At 45.2% G+C, this 19098-nt stretch carries 9 protein-coding genes and 6 pseudogenes; 9 read left to right on the top strand and 6 right to left on the bottom strand.

The genetic code is table 11. From position 1 onward, the window contains the following. Positions 1 to 9: 9 nt before the first annotated feature. From nuoF to ndhC, 5 genes and pseudogenes are all read right to left on the bottom strand, one after another. Positions 10 to 1434: an NADH-quinone oxidoreductase subunit NuoF gene (gene nuoF / locus TT12_RS01685; RefSeq protein ID WP_045451651.1), complete on the bottom strand. Its 1425-nt coding sequence runs from the start codon at positions 1432 to 1434 to the stop codon at positions 10 to 12. Next, positions 1431 to 1940 carry an NADH-quinone oxidoreductase subunit NuoE gene (gene nuoE / locus TT12_RS01680; RefSeq protein WP_045444735.1) on the bottom strand — a complete coding sequence of 170 codons (510 nt, stop codon included), beginning with the start codon at positions 1938 to 1940 and terminating at the stop codon, positions 1431 to 1433. Before nuoE ends, nuoF begins: the two co-directional genes overlap by 4 nt. A 172-nt stretch (positions 1941 to 2112) precedes the next feature. Then, a pseudogene (gene nuoC, locus TT12_RS01675) lies at positions 2113 to 3886 on the bottom strand (NADH-quinone oxidoreductase subunit C/D). Between the two features lie 226 nt (positions 3887 to 4112). Then, positions 4113 to 4781, bottom strand: coding sequence for a NuoB/complex I 20 kDa subunit family protein (locus tag TT12_RS01670; protein WP_025653094.1), 669 nt, complete (start codon positions 4779 to 4781; stop codon positions 4113 to 4115). Between the two features lie 120 nt (positions 4782 to 4901). Next, a pseudogene (ndhC, locus tag TT12_RS01665) lies at positions 4902 to 5523 on the bottom strand (NADH-quinone oxidoreductase subunit A). A gap of 901 nt (positions 5524 to 6424) precedes the next feature. On the opposite strand from ndhC, the pseudogene TT12_RS15115 reads away from it, so the two are divergent. The 6 genes and pseudogenes from TT12_RS15115 (at position 6425) to TT12_RS01630 (ending at position 13628) form a co-directional block, all read left to right on the top strand. Beyond that, a pseudogene (locus TT12_RS15115) lies at positions 6425 to 8456 on the top strand (UvrD-helicase domain-containing protein). 123 nt (positions 8457 to 8579) lie between these two features. Next, positions 8580 to 9970: pseudogene (mgtE, locus tag TT12_RS01650) on the top strand (magnesium transporter). A gap of 94 nt (positions 9971 to 10064) precedes the next feature. Beyond that, positions 10065 to 10529, top strand: a complete 465-nt coding sequence (dut, locus tag TT12_RS01645) for a dUTP diphosphatase (protein ID WP_045444733.1) — start codon at positions 10065 to 10067, stop codon at positions 10527 to 10529. Between the two features lie 90 nt (positions 10530 to 10619). Then, entirely contained in the window at positions 10620 to 12398 is a 1779-nt protein-coding gene (locus TT12_RS01640; protein WP_045451645.1) for a phosphomannomutase/phosphoglucomutase, read from the top strand. 82 nt (positions 12399 to 12480) lie between these two features. Then, a pseudogene (gene argB, locus TT12_RS01635) lies at positions 12481 to 13394 on the top strand (acetylglutamate kinase). Positions 13395 to 13406: 12 nt separating this feature from the next. Further along, entirely contained in the window at positions 13407 to 13628 is a 222-nt protein-coding gene (locus TT12_RS01630; RefSeq protein ID WP_045451643.1) for a hypothetical protein, read from the top strand. A gap of 42 nt (positions 13629 to 13670) precedes the next feature. On the opposite strand, the gene TT12_RS01625 is transcribed toward TT12_RS01630, so the two are convergent. After that, positions 13671 to 14042 (bottom strand): Spx/MgsR family RNA polymerase-binding regulatory protein, encoded by a 372-nt coding sequence (locus TT12_RS01625; protein ID WP_045451640.1) that lies wholly within the window; start codon positions 14040 to 14042, stop codon positions 13671 to 13673. Between the two features lie 226 nt (positions 14043 to 14268). Between TT12_RS01625 and leuS the strand changes: the two genes are divergently transcribed. From leuS to holA, 3 genes and pseudogenes are all read left to right on the top strand, one after another. Further along, the gene (gene leuS / locus TT12_RS01620) at positions 14269 to 16956 is read left to right on the top strand and encodes a leucine--tRNA ligase (RefSeq protein WP_045451949.1); all 2688 of its coding nucleotides are present in this window, start codon (positions 14269 to 14271) and stop codon (positions 16954 to 16956) included. A 73-nt stretch (positions 16957 to 17029) separates the two neighbouring features. Beyond that, on the top strand, positions 17030 to 17749 hold the full coding sequence (locus TT12_RS01615) for an LPS-assembly lipoprotein LptE (protein ID WP_083475674.1): 720 nt from the start codon (positions 17030 to 17032) through the stop codon (positions 17747 to 17749). Positions 17750 to 17807: 58 nt separating this feature from the next. Continuing rightward, positions 17808 to 18883: pseudogene (gene holA, locus TT12_RS01610) on the top strand (DNA polymerase III subunit delta). Positions 18884 to 19098 lie beyond the last annotated feature (215 nt).

The following is a 19098-nucleotide window of genomic DNA, read 5'->3' as shown; positions in this document are numbered from 1 at the left end:
CCGCTCTCCTTATTTCACTTCTGGCTGTTGATTGGCTGCCGCATCAATGACATCGACACCAACCGCCTGCGCGATCTTTTGATCAAACTCTGGACGGAAATATTTAATCGCACTCATCAGTGGTTCCATCGCACCCGGCGCATGTGCACAGAATGTTTTACCAATCCATAAGTCACGCGTGAGGCCTTCTAGTTTTTCTACATCACCCACTTGCCCTTCACCATCATTAATAGCGGTAAGCAATTTGACACCCCAAGGCAGACCGTCACGGCATGGCGTACACCAACCACAAGATTCACGTTGGAAGAAAATCTCGATATTACGAACGAGTGGCACCATATCTTGTGCTTCATCCACGACCATAATCAGACCAGTACCCATACGGCTACCTGCTTTTTGAATGGTGTCAAAATCCACCACCACATCTAAATGCTCAGTGGTTAAAAAGTCAGTAGAGGCACCGCCCGGCAGCCAAGCTTTTAATGTTTTGCCATCGATCATACCACCCGCTAAATCTTCAATGATTTCGCGTGCTGTATAACCAAACGGTAATTCCCACAGGCCTGGATCGTTAACTAAGCCTGAACAACCGAACAGTTTGGTACCCGGTGTCTGGCTCTTGCCTTTGATGTTAGATAATGACTGATACCATTCGACGCCATGGTTTAGAATGGCTGGCATGTTACACAAGGTTTCAACGTTATTGACTACCGTTGGACGACCCCATGCACCAGAAATTTGTGGGAATGGGGGTTTAGTACGTGGATTAGCACGGCGACCTTCCAAGCAATTAATCAGTGCCGTTTCTTCACCGCAAATATAGCGGCCAGCACCCGTATGCACGTGCAAGTTAAAGCTAAAGTCTGAGCCTAGAATGTTCTTGCCCATTAGATTATTGGCCAAGCATTCTTCGATAGCAGCGACCAAACGCTGGGCAGCTAAAATGTATTCACCACGGATAAAGATATACCCGTCCGTTGCACCAATCGCATGTGCGGTAATCAACATACCTTCAATCAGCTGAAACGGTAGACGCTCCATCAATAGACGATCTTTAAACGTGCCCGGTTCCATCTCATCGGCATTACAAATGAGATAACGTGGCAAGCCATCTGGTGGTGACATGAATGTCCATTTCAAACCAGCATTAAAGCCTGCACCGCCGCGACCCCTGACGTTGGCAGCTTTAATCATATTGCCAACTTCTTTAGGCGATTGACTCAAAGCTTGCTTTAAGCCATCAAAGCCTTTTAACGACTCATAGGTGGTCAAATCTAGTACGGCATCATGATGTGCTAGACGCCATGTTAACGGTTTTGTTTCGCTAGTCGCTGTTGCTTTATCACCATAAATTGGAATGCGCTGCTCATTAAGCTGGCTAGGTGCTTTGCCTTGGCTACGTTGAGCAATCTGCTCTGAAAGCGTTAATCTCATGCGTATAGCTCCAATAATTGCGTGACTTCTTCGGGCTGGACAGGGCCATAGGTGTCTTCGTCAATCAACACAGCAGGGCCTTTGTCACAGTTACCTAAGCAGCAAATTGGCAATAGCGTAAAACGACCATCAGCCGTCGTCTGACCATACTCAATACCCAGCTGCGATCTGATTTCAGCTGATAACGCTTCATAACCTGTCAAAAAACAAGCCACTGAATCACAAATAAGGATGACGTGGCGACCGACAGGCTGACGATAAATACGGTTAAAGAAAGTAGCAACCCCGTCCATATCTGACATCGGAATGTCTAGAATATTGGCAATGGCATTCACTTGTGCGTCATCGACCCAGCCGTTGCGCTTTTGCACGATTTTTAGCGCGTCTAGCGAAGCAGCACGTGCTTGCGGGTAATGGTGCATAAACTCATGAATAGCCGCAATTTCCTCGCTAGTGAGAATGCTTGCCACATCTACTTTTGGCATTTTGTCGGAAACAATTTTCATAGTCTTCTATCTGTCCTCACTCATCACGCTTTATCAGCTAATAGCGACAGTCTTATAAGTGTCGCTATATGGCAAGATATCAGCATTTTGGTGTGCCATTTGGCAATGATATATTGATAAACGTATTTCTTTAATAAAAATAATTTTCTGATCAAAGTATTAGACTAAAGTATTAGCGATCACAGTCAGCCATTACAATATCAATCGATGCCAAATACATAATGGCATCAGAGACGAGCGAGCCATTAATCACCGATGGCATCTGCTGCAAATGCGCAAATGTCGGCGTACGAATACGGGTACGATAGCTCATCGTCGCCTTATCCGAGGTGATGTAATAGCTGTTCAACTTTGGTCGCTTCTACAATCGTCGTACACTCGCCCGCTGGCATCACAGGACCCCAAGATACTGAGATAAAGTGATTAATCAAGGTTTCAATATCGTTTAAGGTACGGTCTTTTGGCGGTGGTACCGCTAGTGGATGATCGGCTTTATAAGGGCCTTGTGGCATGTTATCCATGCACTGGCGGATGATACGCAATGACTGACGCATCTCTTCGACTTTTACCATACAGCGATCATACGCATCACCGTTGTAACCCACTGGCACTTCAAAGTCGTAATTTTCATAACCCATATACGGACGTGCTTTACGGAGATCAAAGTCAACGCCTGTTGCTCGCAGACCAGCGCCCGTCACGCCCCAAGCAAGTGCTTGCTTAGCATTGTACTGAGCAACACCTTGGGTACGACCTTTGAGCACGCTATTTTGCAATGCCGCTTTGACATATTCGTCCAAGCGTTTTGGCATCCAATCTAAGAATTCGCGAACCAGACGCTGCCAGCCACGTGGTAGATCAGCAGCCGTACCGCCGATACGGAACCAAGCGGGATGCATACGATAACCAGTCACGGCTTCTATGACATCATAGGCTTTTTGGCGATCGGTAAACATATAGAATACCGGGGTCATGCCGCCCGCATCCTGAATAAACGTACCGACGAACAGTAAGTTATTGGTAATACGGAAAAACTCACTCATCATTACGCGGATAGTCTCAGCGCGCGGCGGAATGGTAATCCCTGCAAGCTTTTCGACCGACATGATGTACGGCAGCTCATTCATCACGCCACCGAGGTAATCGATACGGTCGGTATAAGGAATAAATGAATGCCAAGTTTGACGCTCAGCCATCTTCTCTGCGCCGCGATGGTGATAACCGATATCAGGGATACAATCGACGACTTCTTCACCATCAAGCTGTAGCACTAAACGGAATGCACCGTGAGCAGAGGGATGGTTAGGACCGATGTTCAAGAACATAAAGTCTTCATCACGACCTGAACGCTTCATGCCCCACTCTTCTGGGACAAAACGCAGGTTTTCTTGCTCATATTGTTGCTTGGCGGTATTCAAGAAATACGGGGTAAATTCAGTCGCGCGCGCATGATACTCTTTACGCAGCGGATGACCTTCCCAGTACTTTGGTAATAAGATACGCGTTAGATGCGGATGACCCGTAAAGACAATACCGAACATGTCCCACACTTCACGCTCGTACCAGTTGGCATTTGGCCAAATCTGCGTAGCGCTCGGTACATTGACATCGTCTTCACTCAGCGCGACTTTAATACGTACGTCACTATTACGCTCAAGCGACATCAAGTGATAAAACACCGTAAAATCGCTGTCAGGTAAACCTTGGCGATGCTGGCGCAGACGCTCATCTATCGCTGACAAGTCAAATAGCATGACGTATGGCTGGGGCAATTTACGTAGGAATAAGAGAACATCTAATAAGTCTGCACGCGCGACCCACACTGTTGGAATCTCATCCACAGTGTGCTGCACGACAAACTTACCGGCATACTTCTGCTCCAGCTCGGTGATAACCGCTGGAACAGGCTTAATATTAGGATCTATGTTTTCAACTACCGTGACCATGAATGATGTATTCCTTCATTAATCATCATTGAGCTATGTTGAGCCTAACCGAGCTATGTTAATCATAACTGAACTACGCTAAACATAAGCGAACTACGATGAATATATGCGTACTGAGCACTTTTACGGATTGTGTATGATTGAGCCAAACTAGAACATGATATAACTAAACAATTTATGCCTAATATGCTATTTATCACATGCAGTTTGGCTACAGGCTCGCTGATTAGATACTGTCTGGGCTACGCAAGTTTTTCACAGCGATACGATCTGCTTGCTTACGGTCACGCTCAGGCGTCATTTGTGGCTGATAGATACCCTGATCATTGACATGAATACCTAGCGGGCGACGCTCTTTAGTAATCGACTCTTGCAGCAACATCAAGCCTTGGATCAACGCTTCTGGACGCGGCGGACAACCGGGCACATAGACATCAACAGGGATAATTTTGTCCACGCCTTGCACGACCGAATAGATATCATACATACCACCCGAGTTAGCACAGGCACCCATCGAGATAACCCATTTTGGCTCAAGCATTTGCTCATAAAGGCGCTGAATAACCGGTGCCATTTTGACAAAACAAGTACCAGCAACGATCATCACGTCTGCCTGACGGGGCGACGCGCGAATAACTTCGGCACCAAAGCGTGACAAATCATGAACGGCGGTTAGGGTGGTGGCATATTCGACATAACAGCAAGAGGTACCAAAGTTAAATGGCCAAAGTGAGTGCTTGCGCCCCCAGTTTGCTGTTGAATGGACAAGGTCTTCGAGACGACCCATAAAGACGTTTTTATTCACTTCGTCTTCGATTGGATCATTGACCGTTTGACTGGTCTGTGCAGGATAGACATCTGCATCAGGGTTGGCTTTTGTTAATGTGTATTTCATAACATACAACCTTTATATTAGGCGAAGCGCAGCAATCATCTTGCTTCCGCTATCGCCTTAACTTCTATTATTAATAAGCGACCATTTTGCAGTAATGTGCCACAAGACCGTCAAAAGCGATTAGCGTTTGACTTTGTCTTGTTGCGCAGATGTGGCAAAATCCATGGAAGTCACATTACCAGTAGTATTAATATGATCGATATTTTGCAAGTGACGACGGTTGGTCTCGATATTGTTCGAGACATTAATCTGCCCTGAAGACTGGCTGGTATCTTGCCAGTTGGATCGACCATCAGCTCATCGACGCCATCAAACTGCGTAATATCTGCCAAATTAAAACCTGCCGGAGCTGCATATAGACGTGGTTGCTTGCGGCGCTTGTCCGATGGTGCCCAATTCATCGCACCCAGACTGAGCTCGTATACCAAGCCTATGATCAAGATGGTAATGAATATCGCGGCTGCGGCAAAGCCCAGCCAGCCTGCTTCACGTACTGAAACGGCATAAGCGTATAAATATAGCGCTTCTAAATCAAAGATAACGAAGAAGATTGCCACCAAATAGAATTTGGCAGACAAACGAATACGGGCGTTGCCAGCTCCGACAACACCCGCTTCAAATACTTCTTCTTTTTGTGAGCCCTGAGAGCGACCGCCAAGCAAACGCGCACAACCAGCATAAAGACCACTAGCCCAATGGCGGCTAAGATAAAAGCAATGGCTGACCAATTAAAAGCAGACATGATAATACGTGCTCCTCACCCAATCGAGTGTCAAGCGCAGCGCACATACTCACAAACTATAGAGTGGTAATGGCGACTGGCATAACGCAGACGAAAACACAAAGTAACTCCCATTGGGTCTTAATAACTCAATGGCTCATATAGATACTGTGCTGGTAATAACCAATTATCAAGCTTATTGACGACGATGTCAGACATGACCAACTATAGATACTCCGATATATAACGGAGAAAGGCTGGTCGCCTAACGCATCTTCTAACAACGTAAGATCAACGTATTAAATCAATATCATATTCGATAGTTTATTTAATTGATTTAATAGCTCATTACACGTGGTCAACAATGACGAGACAACTGGCATAAATTATTTACGTACTATACGCATATCAGTGCCTAAAAGCTAGTTTTTAACTGTATTGAACGGTCACTTTATAGGTGAAAGAAACATGTTTTTTTTACCATGAATTATGATATAGACGTTACCTTATATTAAGCCCAAATCCATATTTTTGAATGGACGCTAGTATATATAGTATAAGTCACGAAAAATTAACGCTTTTTTACTGGGTGCCGATCCTTGAACTCCTCCCCAATGTGACGGTTTTTGCTTTATAATAACCCGCCTAATTGCATAGTAGTATCAGCGGCTGTTTTAACGATGGCTCTCTTGATTAATTGTCACAAAATATTAACGGTCATGAGCGTGATTAGCGGATAGGTTGATTAACCTTATCGACGCCATGTTTTGATATCGAGATGATGCAACCAACTATAATGCTATGTTGCCATTTTGCGCTATCGATCTGCCTCATACGTGCTGTTTTTATCTCACTGAGCAACGCTTGATATCAACACTCGCCTTTTTTGCTTTCTTTTTGCTTTTGTCTTACAGGTCACCTTATGAGTCAACTTAATCCCAAACAACAAGAAGCGATGCTTTACGTATCCGGTCCATTGCTTGTGCTAGCAGGTGCCGGCTCCGGTAAGACATCGGTGATTACCCGCAAGATTGCCTATCTAATCGAAGAATGCAACATGCCAGCCGAGCGCATTACCGCGGTGACTTTTACCAATAAAGCGGCGCGCGAGATGAAAGCTCGTGTCAGTAAATTGCTGCCGAGTGAAAAAACTCGCGGGCTGACGGTGTCTACCTTTCACCAATTTGGGCTACAGTTTTTACGTTATGAGTTGATTCATACCCCGCTCAAAGGTAACTTCTCCATTATGGACAGCGACGACAGTAAGCGTTTGCTGATGGAGCTGATGATGCGCGACAATTTAAGCGGCGCTGAAAGTCGTGAATTGGTCGGCAAAGCATTAAAATGATTTCTGACTGGAAAAACGATCTAATTGAACCGGACAAGGCGATGGAAACCTTAGACGATCCAGAAGACATGATCTTCGCCACCCTCTATGCCTTATATGAGCGTAACCTGCGTGCTTATAACGCTGTTGATTTTGATGATTTGATTGTCCTGCCGACCAAGATATTGCGTGAAAACAGAGAGCTGCGCGATAAATGGCAAAACCGTATTCGTTACTTGCTCGTCGATGAATATCAAGATACCAACACCGCCCAGTATGAGATGATTAAATACTTAGTCGGACCGCAAGGGCGTTTTACCGTCGTTGGCGATGATGATCAATCTATCTATGCGTGGCGCGGTGCAAAACCGGAAAACATGGCGCTACTCAAAGAAGATTTCCCTAAATTAAAAATCGTCATGCTTGAGCAAAACTATCGCTCGACCACGCGTATTTTGACCTCTGCCAATGCCGTTATTACCAATAACGAGCATTTATTTGAAAAGAAACTCTGGTCAGATAAAGGTCAAGGCGAAAAAATTCGCATTATTAACTGCCGCAACGATGATGATGAGTCTGAGCGTGTGGCAAAAGAGATTGTCACTCATAAACTGCGTTTCGGTAATGAATGGGAGCAGTACGCCGTTCTTTATCGCAGTAACTTTCAGGCGCGCATGCTAGAGGCGCAGTTGCGGCAACTGCAAGTGCCTTATAAATTATCGGGTGGTCAGTCGTTCTTTGCGCGTAGTGAAATCAAAGACATCATGGGCTATCTGCGTTTGATTCTGAACCCTGAAGACGACAGTGCGTTTTTACGTATTATCAATACGCCTAAGCGTGGAATGGGGCCAGCAACGCTAGAGAAGTTAGGCTTATTTTCACAAGAGCATAGCATCTCGCTACTCGCTTCTTGTACCCACGCAGGCTCGCGCATGTTTTACCGTCGAAGGCCTATGGTACGATAAAGGAGTTCGGTGAGTTTATTGAACATTATACGCGTGAGCTGGATCAGCATCCTGACCCTGTGCCTATCGTGCGCCAAATGATTGATGAAACGGGTTATATCGACTTTGTGCGTAGCGACGCCAAAACCCCGCAACAAGAAAAAAACCGTATCGATAATATTGATATGCTCTACACTAGTATTCAATCACTGATTAATCGGGCCGAAGAAGACGAAGATCGCACCATTGATACCATCATTCGTAAGCTGGTGTTGCTGGATATGCTCGAGCAGCAGCAAGAAGAAGAAAATACCAACAAGGTTAACTTGATGACCTTGCATGCGGCAAAAGGCTTGGAGTTTGATTTTGTGTATATCATGGGGCTTGAGGAAGAAATGCTACCGCACCGCAACTCTATCCTAAGCGAGACGGTCGAAGAAGAACGGCGCTTGATGTATGTCGGCATTACTCGTGCGCGTCGAGAGCTGACATTGACGCTAGCGACTCAGCGCCGTGCGGGCGGTCAGATGCGTGTCACTTCTGAATCGCGCTTTTTAGATGAGTTACCAGAAGAGCATATCGACTGGCCAGCCAAGGCGAAAAAGAAAAAAGCGACTAAAGACCCAGAAGCCGTTGCTGATGAATACTTGGCTAATATTCGCGCTTTATTGGGTAATCGTTAGCGTTAGGCTCCACGCTTGAGAGCATCACCAGTTAGCGACATGAGAAATTAGCACTTATTCGACATTTTAGTGTTTGTTATTATTTATACTTTCTAAAAACTTTGGAACCTTTATGCCTACCCTATGCCTGATCAGGAACGACCATCTACGCTACAGGGAGATTACAATCCAGCAGAGTATAGCGGCGAATATAAGCTTCTATATCTGCAAAGTTTGGTTGCTGACAAGGCATACGAGGCGATTACTGAGTTTTTAGAAAAGCAGTCCAAATATGAGATTGCGAGCCTATTAGAATCGTTCCCTAGCCAAAATCGCTTATTGATTTGGGCACAAGTACCAGAAAACATCAAAGGCGAAGTGCTTGCCGAGTTAGAGTTTGATACACGCCAGCCGCTGTTAGAAAACGTCTCATCGAAAGACATTTCCTTATTTACCCAAGACCTTGATGCGCAAGACATCTCTGAGATTTTAGACACCGTCACCGAAAGTGTGCGTACCTCGGTGATGGCTACCTTGGATGAAGACATCCGAGTGCAGGTCAATAAGCTCGATACCTATGCTGACTGGGAAGTCGGTCGTTATATGGATCCTGACCTCATTCAGATCAGGGATGATATCACCCTTGCAGAAGTACAGAACTGGCTACGAGAAAATGACGATTTGCTCGATGATGAAAGCCAAGAGCTGCTGGTCGTCGATCAAAGCCAACAATTACTCGGACTGCTCAGTCTGGTCGATTTGATTAAACATGATCAAACTACCTTAGTCTCAGAATTGATTGATAACGCCATCACCATTAATGATCGCTTAGACATCCAAGATGCCGCAGCGATTTTCCGCTCAGAGGATATTCGTTTTGCCCCCGTTATTAATAGCCATGGTGAGTTGGTCGGTCAGTTAAATGGCGAGGACATCATGGAAATTATCCAAGATGATGTCGATAGCACCATGAAAAACCTCGCGGGTGTCAGCCAAGATGAAGAGCTGTTTGCGCCTATTTTAACCAGTGCCAAAAGCCGCAGTATTTGGCTAGGCATTAACTTGTGTACCGCCTTATTGGCTGCGGCTGTGATTGGTCAGTTCGAGGCGGTACTGGCAAAAGTGGTGGCGCTGGCGATACTCATGCCTGTGGTCGCGAGTATGGGCGGTATTGCTGGGTCACAAACTCTGACAGTGGTCATTCGTGGTATGGCGATGGGTCAAATCGGTGGTTCCAACCGTTTGTGGTTACTAAATAAAGAGCTGTGGGTTGGCGCGATAAACGGTATCATATGGGCGATAATCATGCGATTATTGCCCAATTATGGTTTCATGACATTAAAATTAGCGCCGTCATTGGTTTTGCCATTGCCATCAATATGACTGCTGCTAACGTTTCGGGCATTAGTATTCCACTGCTCCTAAAACGCATGAATATTGACCCTGCCCTATCCGCCTCGGTTATCTTAACCACCGTGACAGATATCGTCGGCTTTATGTCATTCTTGGGTTTAGCAAGTGTGTTGATACTATAATCACATAGCCAACGTTAAAACTATATTATTTAGAAATTATCTTATTTAGAAACAATATTATTTAGAAACTATCCAACCGTTAAGTGAGTGCGTTATGCAAGCTGTACAAGTTAAAGTATTAAATCCTAAAATTACTGAAGATAAAGCGTTCTCGTTACCGACACGCGCCACTGATGGCAGCGCTGGTATCGACTTGCGCGCTTGTATTGATGAGCCATTGACGATTAAAGCAGGTGCCACGCATTTAATTGGTACTGGTTTGGCGGTTTATATCCAAGACCCTAACTTTGCAGGGATGATTTTACCGCGCTCAGGTCTCGGTCATAAGCACGGTATCGTCTTGGGTAATTTGGTTGGCTTGATTGATGCCGATTATCAAGGTGAGCTGATGGTCAGTATTTGGAATCGTAGTAATGAAGACTTTGTGTTGAATCCTGCGGAACGTATGGCACAATATGTCGTCGTACCCGTTGCCCGCCCTGAGTTTGAAGTGGTATCAGAATTTAGTGATACCAGTGCACGCGGTGCAGGCGGCTTTGGACATTCAGGCCGCCAATAATCAGTTATCATTACTGATTTGCCATTTTAATTGTACTTTAGTCATCACAAAATCACCATCACGTGAATCACGCCATAAGGAGAATAAGCGATGCCGTCTTTTGCTGCGCAGCAATGCTTATTTCGTGCTTATGATATTCGTGGTTCACGCCAGCATTTTACCACTGACTTTATTCAAGCATTGGGCAAGGCATTTGCTCAGCTTTATAGTGTCGCAGATTGCAACTCAACCGCAGCTCCTGTCAAAGCCTGCCTGCCAAAACCAAGTATCGACCTTAAAAGAACCGTCATTGTGCTTGGTTATGATGTGCGTCTCGGTAGTGATATTATCGCTCAGAGATTGGCTAATATACTGACTGAATATGGCCTACAGGTTATCCAGCTGGGGTTAATTACTACCCCCATGATGGTTTTTTGGGCAGAGCAATATTCTGGTCATGGCATTATCGTCACCGCCAGTCATTCTGCTAAAGACATTTTAGGTATCAAATGGTTGGTCAACCATCAATCTCCGAGCCATGCAGAGATTCAGTTGCTTTGGCAAAAAACACGGTCTACCTATGCTTGCCACCTCAATCACGCTCAAGCACAGGTTGATGCTCAAAATACGCTGAAAAATACAACTGCTAAATCTATTTGTAATCAGCCGTTTAATTTATCTGATACACAAGTCGCGACGACTTATATTGAGGCTATCGCGCAAGTTTTTAAGCAAATCCATCCCTGTAATACACAACACTCCAAAGATAACCAACAACCATCTGACACCCTTGATGTGGTGGTGGTCATAGACTGCATGCATGGGGCGACCAGTAATATCGCCCAGCGTTTATTTGAGAATTTTTGCCAGCAGGTCATCATGATTAATGACACCGCAGATGGCAGTTTTCCCTCTGGCAATCCTGATCCCACTGAACCACACCGTCTTAAAAAATTACAGCGAAGTGTGCGTCAACATCAAGCAGATATAGGTATCGCTTTTGATGGCGATGGCGACCGCTTAATGATCGTCGATAATAGCGGTAAAGTTGTCACGCCCGATCACTTGCTATATTTATTAGCGCAAGTGGCGCTGACCGAACACCCCGAATCGCTGTGTTCTAAAGGCCCAGTCCATTCACAACTGCCCTCTCAAATCCTTTTTGATATCAAATGCTCCCATCATCTACCGAATCTCTTGTCTGAGCTTGGCGCAACACCTGTGCTCAGTAAAACGGGCAGCAGTTTTATGCGCCGACAGATGCAGCAGTCTGCTGGTCAAATTGTCTTTGCAGGTGAATTGTCAGGGCATTTCATATTTAACGATAGCCGCTTCATTATTTATGATGACGCCATGTACGCGGCCTTGCGATTGCTGCATTGGCTAGCGGCTTACGATGCTCACGGCAAAAAATCTCTGACTGATATTACAGAACAATTGCCTGCTATGGTCAGTACGGCGGATCATTATTTGCCGATGCCTAAAACCTTTAAAAAAGACGATACTATCGTCGTACAGCTGACCAAATTTTGTCAGTATTTACGCCAACTCGTAGAAGCGACTGTAGCAAAAGATTCTGGTGATCATTGGATAGCTACTAGCCAGCCATCGCTTTGCCGTTGTTCGATGAGTCGGCAATATATGACGTCCAAGCAAGCCAAATGCTTATTGCCAGTGGGGACGAAGCTGAGCTGTATTGATGGCGTGCGTTTGGATTTCGACCATGGTTTTGGGGTGCTCCGCCAATCAAATACCAGTCACAATCTTACCGCACGCTTTGCTGGTGATAGCATAGAAGACTTACGCGACATTCAAGCAAAATTTGCCGCTTTATGTCGCCCATTTGATAAAAAACTGGCGGAACAAATTGTCGCTATTCCTGCCGAATAGTTTTGAGCAAAATAGTTACCGTCAAAGTAGTTGCTGTCAAATAAAAATATGACTTTTTAATACCATAACTTAGGAGTTTATAATGACGCTTAATTTAGATGATGCCAAAAACACTGCTGAAGTATTGACCACAGCGCTGCCTTATATCCAGCGCTTTGTCGATAAGCTTATCGTGGTCAAATACGGTGGCAATGCGATGACGGATCCTGCGCTTGAGAGCTCATTTGCCCGCGACATCGTTTTGTTAAAAACTGTTGGCATTCATCCCGTGGTCGTGCATGGCGGTGGTCCACAAGTGGATAATTTATTAAAAGAGTTGGGGCGTCAGTCAGACCGTATCGATGGTATGCGCGTCACCGATAAAAGCACCATGGATATCGTCGAGATGGTCTTAGGTGGTAGCGTCAACAAATCTATTGTTAGCTTAATCAACAAGCACGGTGGCCGCGCTATCGGTTTGACGGGTAAAGATGCCAATTTAATCCTAGCCAAAAAACTGATGATGGAAAAAATTGGCACAGATGGGATTGCTGTGCCCGTCGATTTAGGGTTTGTCGGTGATGTGGTCAGTGTCAATAAAGACGTGATTAACATGCTCATTGCCTCTGATTTTATTCCCGTCATCGCGCCACTTGGGTCGATAGCGAAGGCAATACGTACAATATCAATGCCGACTTGGTTGCAGGTAAAGTAGCGGAATTTTTACAAGCTGAAAAGCTCATGCTTCTAACCAATATCAAAGGTGTGCTGGGTCGTGACGGCGAAGTCGTGACTGGACTCACACCAAAGAAAGTCGACAGCCTCATTGAAGACGGCACTATCTCAGGCGGTATGATTCCCAAAATCCAATGTGCACTTGATGCGGTACGTAGCGGCGTAAAAAGCGCGGTGATCGTCGATGGTCGTGTGCCTCATGCCACGCTGTTAGAGATTTTTACCAATGAAGGGGTTGGTACATTAATCAGTCGTGATTTAGGCTCATCATTGGCGGACTAGCAGGAGTAAATCATGGCATTGTGGCTCTGGTGTCTGCTTTTTATCTTAGAAAGCTTGTATTGCTGGTGGATTATTGGCTATGGTGGCGCAAAATGGATAGAGGGGTGGAAGTCATTTTTCCTCATTGAGTGGTTTGCACTAGATTGGAATGCTGAACAAATTCGCTTTTACGTCTTGCTTATATGGCTCGCAAGTGTGATTTGGTTTATTTTAGGTGTTATAAAGCCGAGCTAAGAGGTTTTTAGCTCGGGCTTTATTGATGGTAGCCGTATTCTTTTACGAAAAAACTTTATCAAACTCAGCTTCATCATAACCGCATAGTAATATATTCTTGTTTTTATCAGTCAGCTCACCTTCAACTATCGGACGCTTAATCATACTGGTATTTTCTACAAGCAAGTCAATGGCGTTATCTAGACTAGCATCAGCCGCTTGCTTTTGACTGTCGTCTAGTTTGCGCCATGTCGTACCGCGCTTATTGAGCACTTTATCGATACCTAATTTAGCTACCCAACGTTGGACACTTTCTTTATCGATACCTTGTTTTTTATAATCATGAAAATCATAGCTGACACCGAGCTCGTCTAGTTTGGTAAAAGCTTTTTTCATGGTGCTACAAGATTTGATACCGTAAATAGTGATGGTCATAAAAACTCCAAATCAATGATTATTATTCTGTTTATTATACCTAAGCCTATGGGTATTTGGTTTATGATAACCAAAACATTAAAAACCCGCTCAAATTTTCAAATTTGTATTCTTCGTCATGCGCAAACGCCCTATCATATCGTCGCAATTTTTGCCAAATTACGCTATGCTATGGCATTGTGAAATTTCACCCAATTTATTCGTATTAATCAATCTCGAGCCAACTATGAGCAATACTGTGACATCTGACCAAGCTGAAAACAATCATTATAACCCACAAGCGATAGAAGCGGCGCAGCAAGCCAAATGGGCAACTGACAAGCGCTTTGAAGTGAGCAATGAGCCAAGCGATAAGCCAAGTCGCTATATGCTGTCGATGTTCCCTTACCCAAGCGGTAAGCTGCATATGGGTCACGTGCGTAACTATACGATTTCTGACGTACTGAGCCGTTACTATCGCCTCAAGGGCTATGAAGTCATGCAGCCTATGGGCTGGGATGGTTTTGGCTTGCCAGCAGAAAACGCGGCGATTGCCAATCAGACGCCACCTGCCAAATGGACGTTTGCCAATATTGACAGCATGCGCGCGCAGCTTAAATTACTAGGTTTGTCTATTGACTGGTCACGTGAATTCGCCACTTGCAGCCCTGAGTATTATCAGTGGGAACAGTGGTTGTTTTTACAGCTATACAAAAAAGGCTTGGTCTACAAAAAGCTTTCGACAGTCAACTGGGATCCTGTTGATAATACCGTTTTAGCCAACGAGCAAGTCATCGATGGTAAAGGCTGGCGTAGTGGCGCTGCGGTCGAAAAGCGCGACATTCCGATGTATTACTTTAATATCACCGATTATGCTGACGAATTGCTCGATGATTTGGATCAACTAGAAGGTCACTGGCCATCAGAAGTATTGACCATGCAGCGCAACTGGATTGGTCGTAGCGCAGGCATGGAAGTACACTTCCCTTATGAGCTTGCTGGCGAGACCAATACCTTAGATGTGTTCACTACTCGCCCTGACACTTTGATGGGTGTGACTTATGTGGCGGTCGCAGCCGAACATCCGCTAGCGCAGTATGCGGCTGAGCATGATGAAGCGATTGCGCAATTCTGTGCGCTTTGCAAAAAAGGCTCAGTTGCAGAAGCAGACCTAGCTAAAGCTGAAAAAATCGGCATGGCTACTGGTCTTACGGTCACGCACCCACTCACTGGCGAAGAAGTGCCAGTATGGGTTGCCAACTATGTGCTTATGAGCTACGGCTCAGGCGCAGTGATGGCTGTCCCTGCTCATGATGAGCGTGATTATGAGTTTGCGATTAAATACAGCTTACCCATTAAACAAGTCATCGATATCCCTGTCGGCTATTTCGATGCGTTGGAAGCAGATGCAAAGGCGAACGATACTGAGATTAATCGTGCTTATACCGAACGCAATACTTTGGTCAATTCAGGTGAATTTGATGGTTTAGACTTTGAGCAAGCATTTGAAGCGATGCTGACCAAACTAGAACCACAAGAGCTTGCTAAGAAAAAAATCCAATACCGTCTCCGTGATTGGGGTGTTTCTCGCCAGCGTTATTGGGGCTGTCCTATCCCAATGGTTAACTGTGAGCATTGCGGTACAGTACCTGTCGAAGAGCAAGATTTGCCCGTTGTCTTACCGACTGATGTCGTTCCTGATGGTCGCGGAAATCCGTTAAAAAACATTCCAGAATTTGTCAATACGACATGTCCTAAATGCGGTAATCCTGCTGAGCGCGAAACCGATACCTTTGATACCTTTGTGGAGTCAAGCTGGTACTATGCACGCTTTGCAAGCCCAAATGATGCGCAAAGCATGGTCAACAAATATGCCGCCAATAAGTGGCTGCCTGTCGATCAATACATCGGCGGTGTTGAGCATGCGGTGATGCATCTACTTTATGCACGCTTCTTCCATAAACTGATGCGTGATGAAGACTTGGTGTCAGGAAATGAGCCGTTTGCTAATTTGATGACGCAAGGCATGGTATTGGCAGGAACATTCTATCGCCTAAATGCGGATGGCAGTACCACGTACTATTTTGCAGAAGACATTGATATCGACTATGACGAACGTGGTCAACCGATTAAAGCCATCTTAAAATCTGATGGGCAACCCGTGACCATTGGTAAAATCGAAAAAATGTCTAAGTCAAAAAATAACGGTGTCGATCCGCAAATTACCATCGATAAATACGGCGCTGATACCGTTCGTCTCTATACGCTCTTCACCGCGCCTGCGGATCAAACGCTAGAATGGTCAGATGATGCGCTCAAAGGCCCTTATAACTTCGTCAAAAAAGTATGGCGTATTGCTACTGAACACATGCAAGCGCTTACTGCCGCGAACCTAAGTATCGAGACGCTGAACAATGAAGCTTTGAGCACTGATGGCTTAAGCAAAGAAGCCAAAAACTTACGCCGTAAAACTCATGAAACCATTGCTAAAATTGATAGTGATTTGGGTGATCGTTTGGCATTGAACACGCCTGTATCAAGTTTGATGGAGCTTGCCAACGAGCTGACTGGCTTTAAGGCCAATAGCAAGCAAGACCTACAGGTACAGCATGAGGCATTGACGGATCTGCTGATTATGCTATCCGTATATGCGCCGCACATTGGTGAACATTTACTTGAGCAATTGGGTTTAGATACCATTACCTTGAATTATCCAGAAGTTGATGAAAATGCTCTGGTACAAGATATGATCACGATGGTGGTACAGGTCAATGGTAAAATGCGCGGTAAAATGGACGTAGCCCCAAATAGCGATCCAGAACAGCTAAAAGCACAAGCACGTTCAATGGAAAGTGTGGCAAAATTCTTGACTGGCGACATCAAAAAAGAAATCGTCGTCCCTAATAAGCTGGTAAACATCGTGGTGGTAGGCTAGATTTTTTAGGCTCAGTACTTTTTATTAGTTTAATGATTAGTCTGAGCCTTTTTATAATATTAGGATAGCGATTATGTCGTATAAATATCGAGCAGGTCAGTCACCCAAAGCCAGCTTAAGCAAAAAAGACGCTTTTGCCAAAAAATCAAACGGACAAAAACTGGCGGCGGCTTTTCTGACTGCCCTGCCAATGTTTACGCTACTAGGTGCAACGGCAGCTATTAGTGGCTGCGGCTTTCAACTGCGTGGCTATGATGCGCCGATGCTGCTTGATGTCGCCAAAACAGCCGTGATTCTCGAAGACAATCGCACCTCATTTCCGCTTAAGCTGCCATTGACAAGACGCCTAAAAACTTTAGGTGTTGAGGTCATTGACAACATGACAGCAGCTGATGTTGCGAACAATAACAAACAAGCAAGTGCTGAACCCATTGCCGCTATCACTATCAATAACGTCCGTTTTAAGCGTTATGAGCTGGTCGGTGTCTTGACAGAGATACGCTTGGTACTTTCAGCAGATGTCAGCTATCAGACCATGGAAAATGGCAAACCAATTACGCTAAGCAACCCTATCCAAGTCGAGCGTAGCTATCAATATAATGAAGCGTCGGTGAGCACTGATGATCAGCAAGGCGATCAAATTCGTGACTGGCTCTATGACAGTTTGGCACGCCGAATTACTGATCAATATGTCGCCATCTCCCTACCCAAGGTCAGCTCTTCTGGAGTCAGACAATCTGTGCAAAGCGGTAATGGCTCAACGTCGATCGCGGTGGTGGTGCCAAACCCATAATTTATAATGCGCAACACATTCCACGTTTATTTTCATCAATCTGTGTACTTATTACCCTATGCAAGATACCTTTATACAAGCCTACCCAAAGCTACTACAGCCTTCCGTTGCAGTCGCGGGCTTGTGGCTGGCGCATGGTGATGAGCCACTACTCAGTCAATGGCTCATCGATGCCCTGCGACCACATTGGCGCGCGCAGAATTACGCGATCAAGCGTATTGAGCTGATATCGGTCAAGAGCTGGCAAGAAGTACTGTCAGAGCTTGGTAGCCAGTCTTTATTTGATGATGCCAGTGCCTTGATCGTGACAGGCAACCATAAGCCTGACAAGGCGGTCATCACTGAACTTGAGCGCTTTGCCATTGAAGCTCAAACAGGGACGCACAGTCATAGTTTATTATGGCTCACGCCCAAGCAAGACAAACGAGCGCAAAGCAGCAAGTGGTTTACGCCATTTGCTCAATATGGTCATGTCATTGATTGCAATTTATATAATGAGCAGCAACGACAGCAGCTACTGCAAATACAAGCTCAGCAGTTTGGTTTACGGCTATCGCAAGAGGCGTGGCAGCTGCTTATGTCGCATACTGAGCACCATCTGCTAAGCGCTTATCAGACCTTATGGCGGCTATCCTACTTATTTGCGCCGCAGCTAGTCGCTAAGAATATTGAGGCTAGTCAACAGGCTGATCACTCTACACAACTTCCAAACAATGTTGCCTTAGACATTAAGGATTTACAAGCCGCGTTGGTCAGTGATGCACAGTTTAGCGTCTTTGATTTATCGGATGCCATGCTTGCCGGTAACAGCACGCAAGTCGCTAAAATCATGTTTCAGCTCAAAGCCACCGACGAGCCAACCACCTTGGTATTATGGGCGGTTAGTAAAGACATGCGGCAAATTATGCAGTTGATGGATGGGCAAGATCCGCAAGCGCTTGGTATCTGGCGTAGTAAACAAGGGTTGTACCAGCAAGCTTGCCGTCGCCAGTCAAAAGCGCAAACGCTGAATGGCCTGCCCTGCTTTATAAATGTGACCAAGCCATCAAAGGACTCGTGCGTCAGCCAGCATGGGAGTTATTATTGCAGGCAGCGTTAGAGTTGTCAGGTAAGCGGCTGTTTACTGCACGATAAATAGCAATTGTTCTTAGTATACGTCAACGTCTTCATTACTTGCGTAGTCGATTTTTAATCCCCTCCTATTATGATGGCATCCTATCTAAAATTTAATTTTGATAACTTTCAGCGCAGTGCTTGGTCTCCTTCCATAAAAACCACCTTAACCTTTCTTAAACTAATTACCATTCCCTTTTGGACTTCAAGCCTCTACTATATGTACACTTGATTTC

The organism is Psychrobacter sp. JCM 18903 (assembly GCF_000586475.1).
GTDB lineage: Bacteria > Pseudomonadota > Gammaproteobacteria > Pseudomonadales > Moraxellaceae > Psychrobacter.
Note: the sequence above shows the minus strand (reverse complement) of the source record. Positions and strands in the feature narration are given on the sequence as shown.

Bases quoted from the DNA above. Each gene is read 5' to 3' on its own strand.
- nuoF (WP_045451651.1), bottom strand. From the start codon at position 1,434: ATGAGATTAACGCTTTCAGAGCAGATTGCTCAACGTAGCCAAGGCAAA.
- nuoE (WP_045444735.1), bottom strand. From the start codon at position 1,940: ATGAAAATTGTTTCCGACAAAATGCCAAAAGTAGATGTGGCAAGCATT.
- TT12_RS01670 (WP_025653094.1), bottom strand. From the start codon at position 4,781: ATGAAATACACATTAACAAAAGCCAACCCTGATGCAGATGTCTATCCT.
- dut (WP_045444733.1), top strand. From the start codon at position 10,065: ATGCAAGCTGTACAAGTTAAAGTATTAAATCCTAAAATTACTGAAGAT.
- TT12_RS01640 (WP_045451645.1), top strand. From the start codon at position 10,620: ATGCCGTCTTTTGCTGCGCAGCAATGCTTATTTCGTGCTTATGATATT.
- TT12_RS01630 (WP_045451643.1), top strand. From the start codon at position 13,407: ATGGCATTGTGGCTCTGGTGTCTGCTTTTTATCTTAGAAAGCTTGTAT.
- TT12_RS01625 (WP_045451640.1), bottom strand. From the start codon at position 14,042: ATGACCATCACTATTTACGGTATCAAATCTTGTAGCACCATGAAAAAA.
- leuS (WP_045451949.1), top strand. From the start codon at position 14,269: ATGAGCAATACTGTGACATCTGACCAAGCTGAAAACAATCATTATAAC.
- TT12_RS01615 (WP_083475674.1), top strand. From the start codon at position 17,030: ATGTCGTATAAATATCGAGCAGGTCAGTCACCCAAAGCCAGCTTAAGC.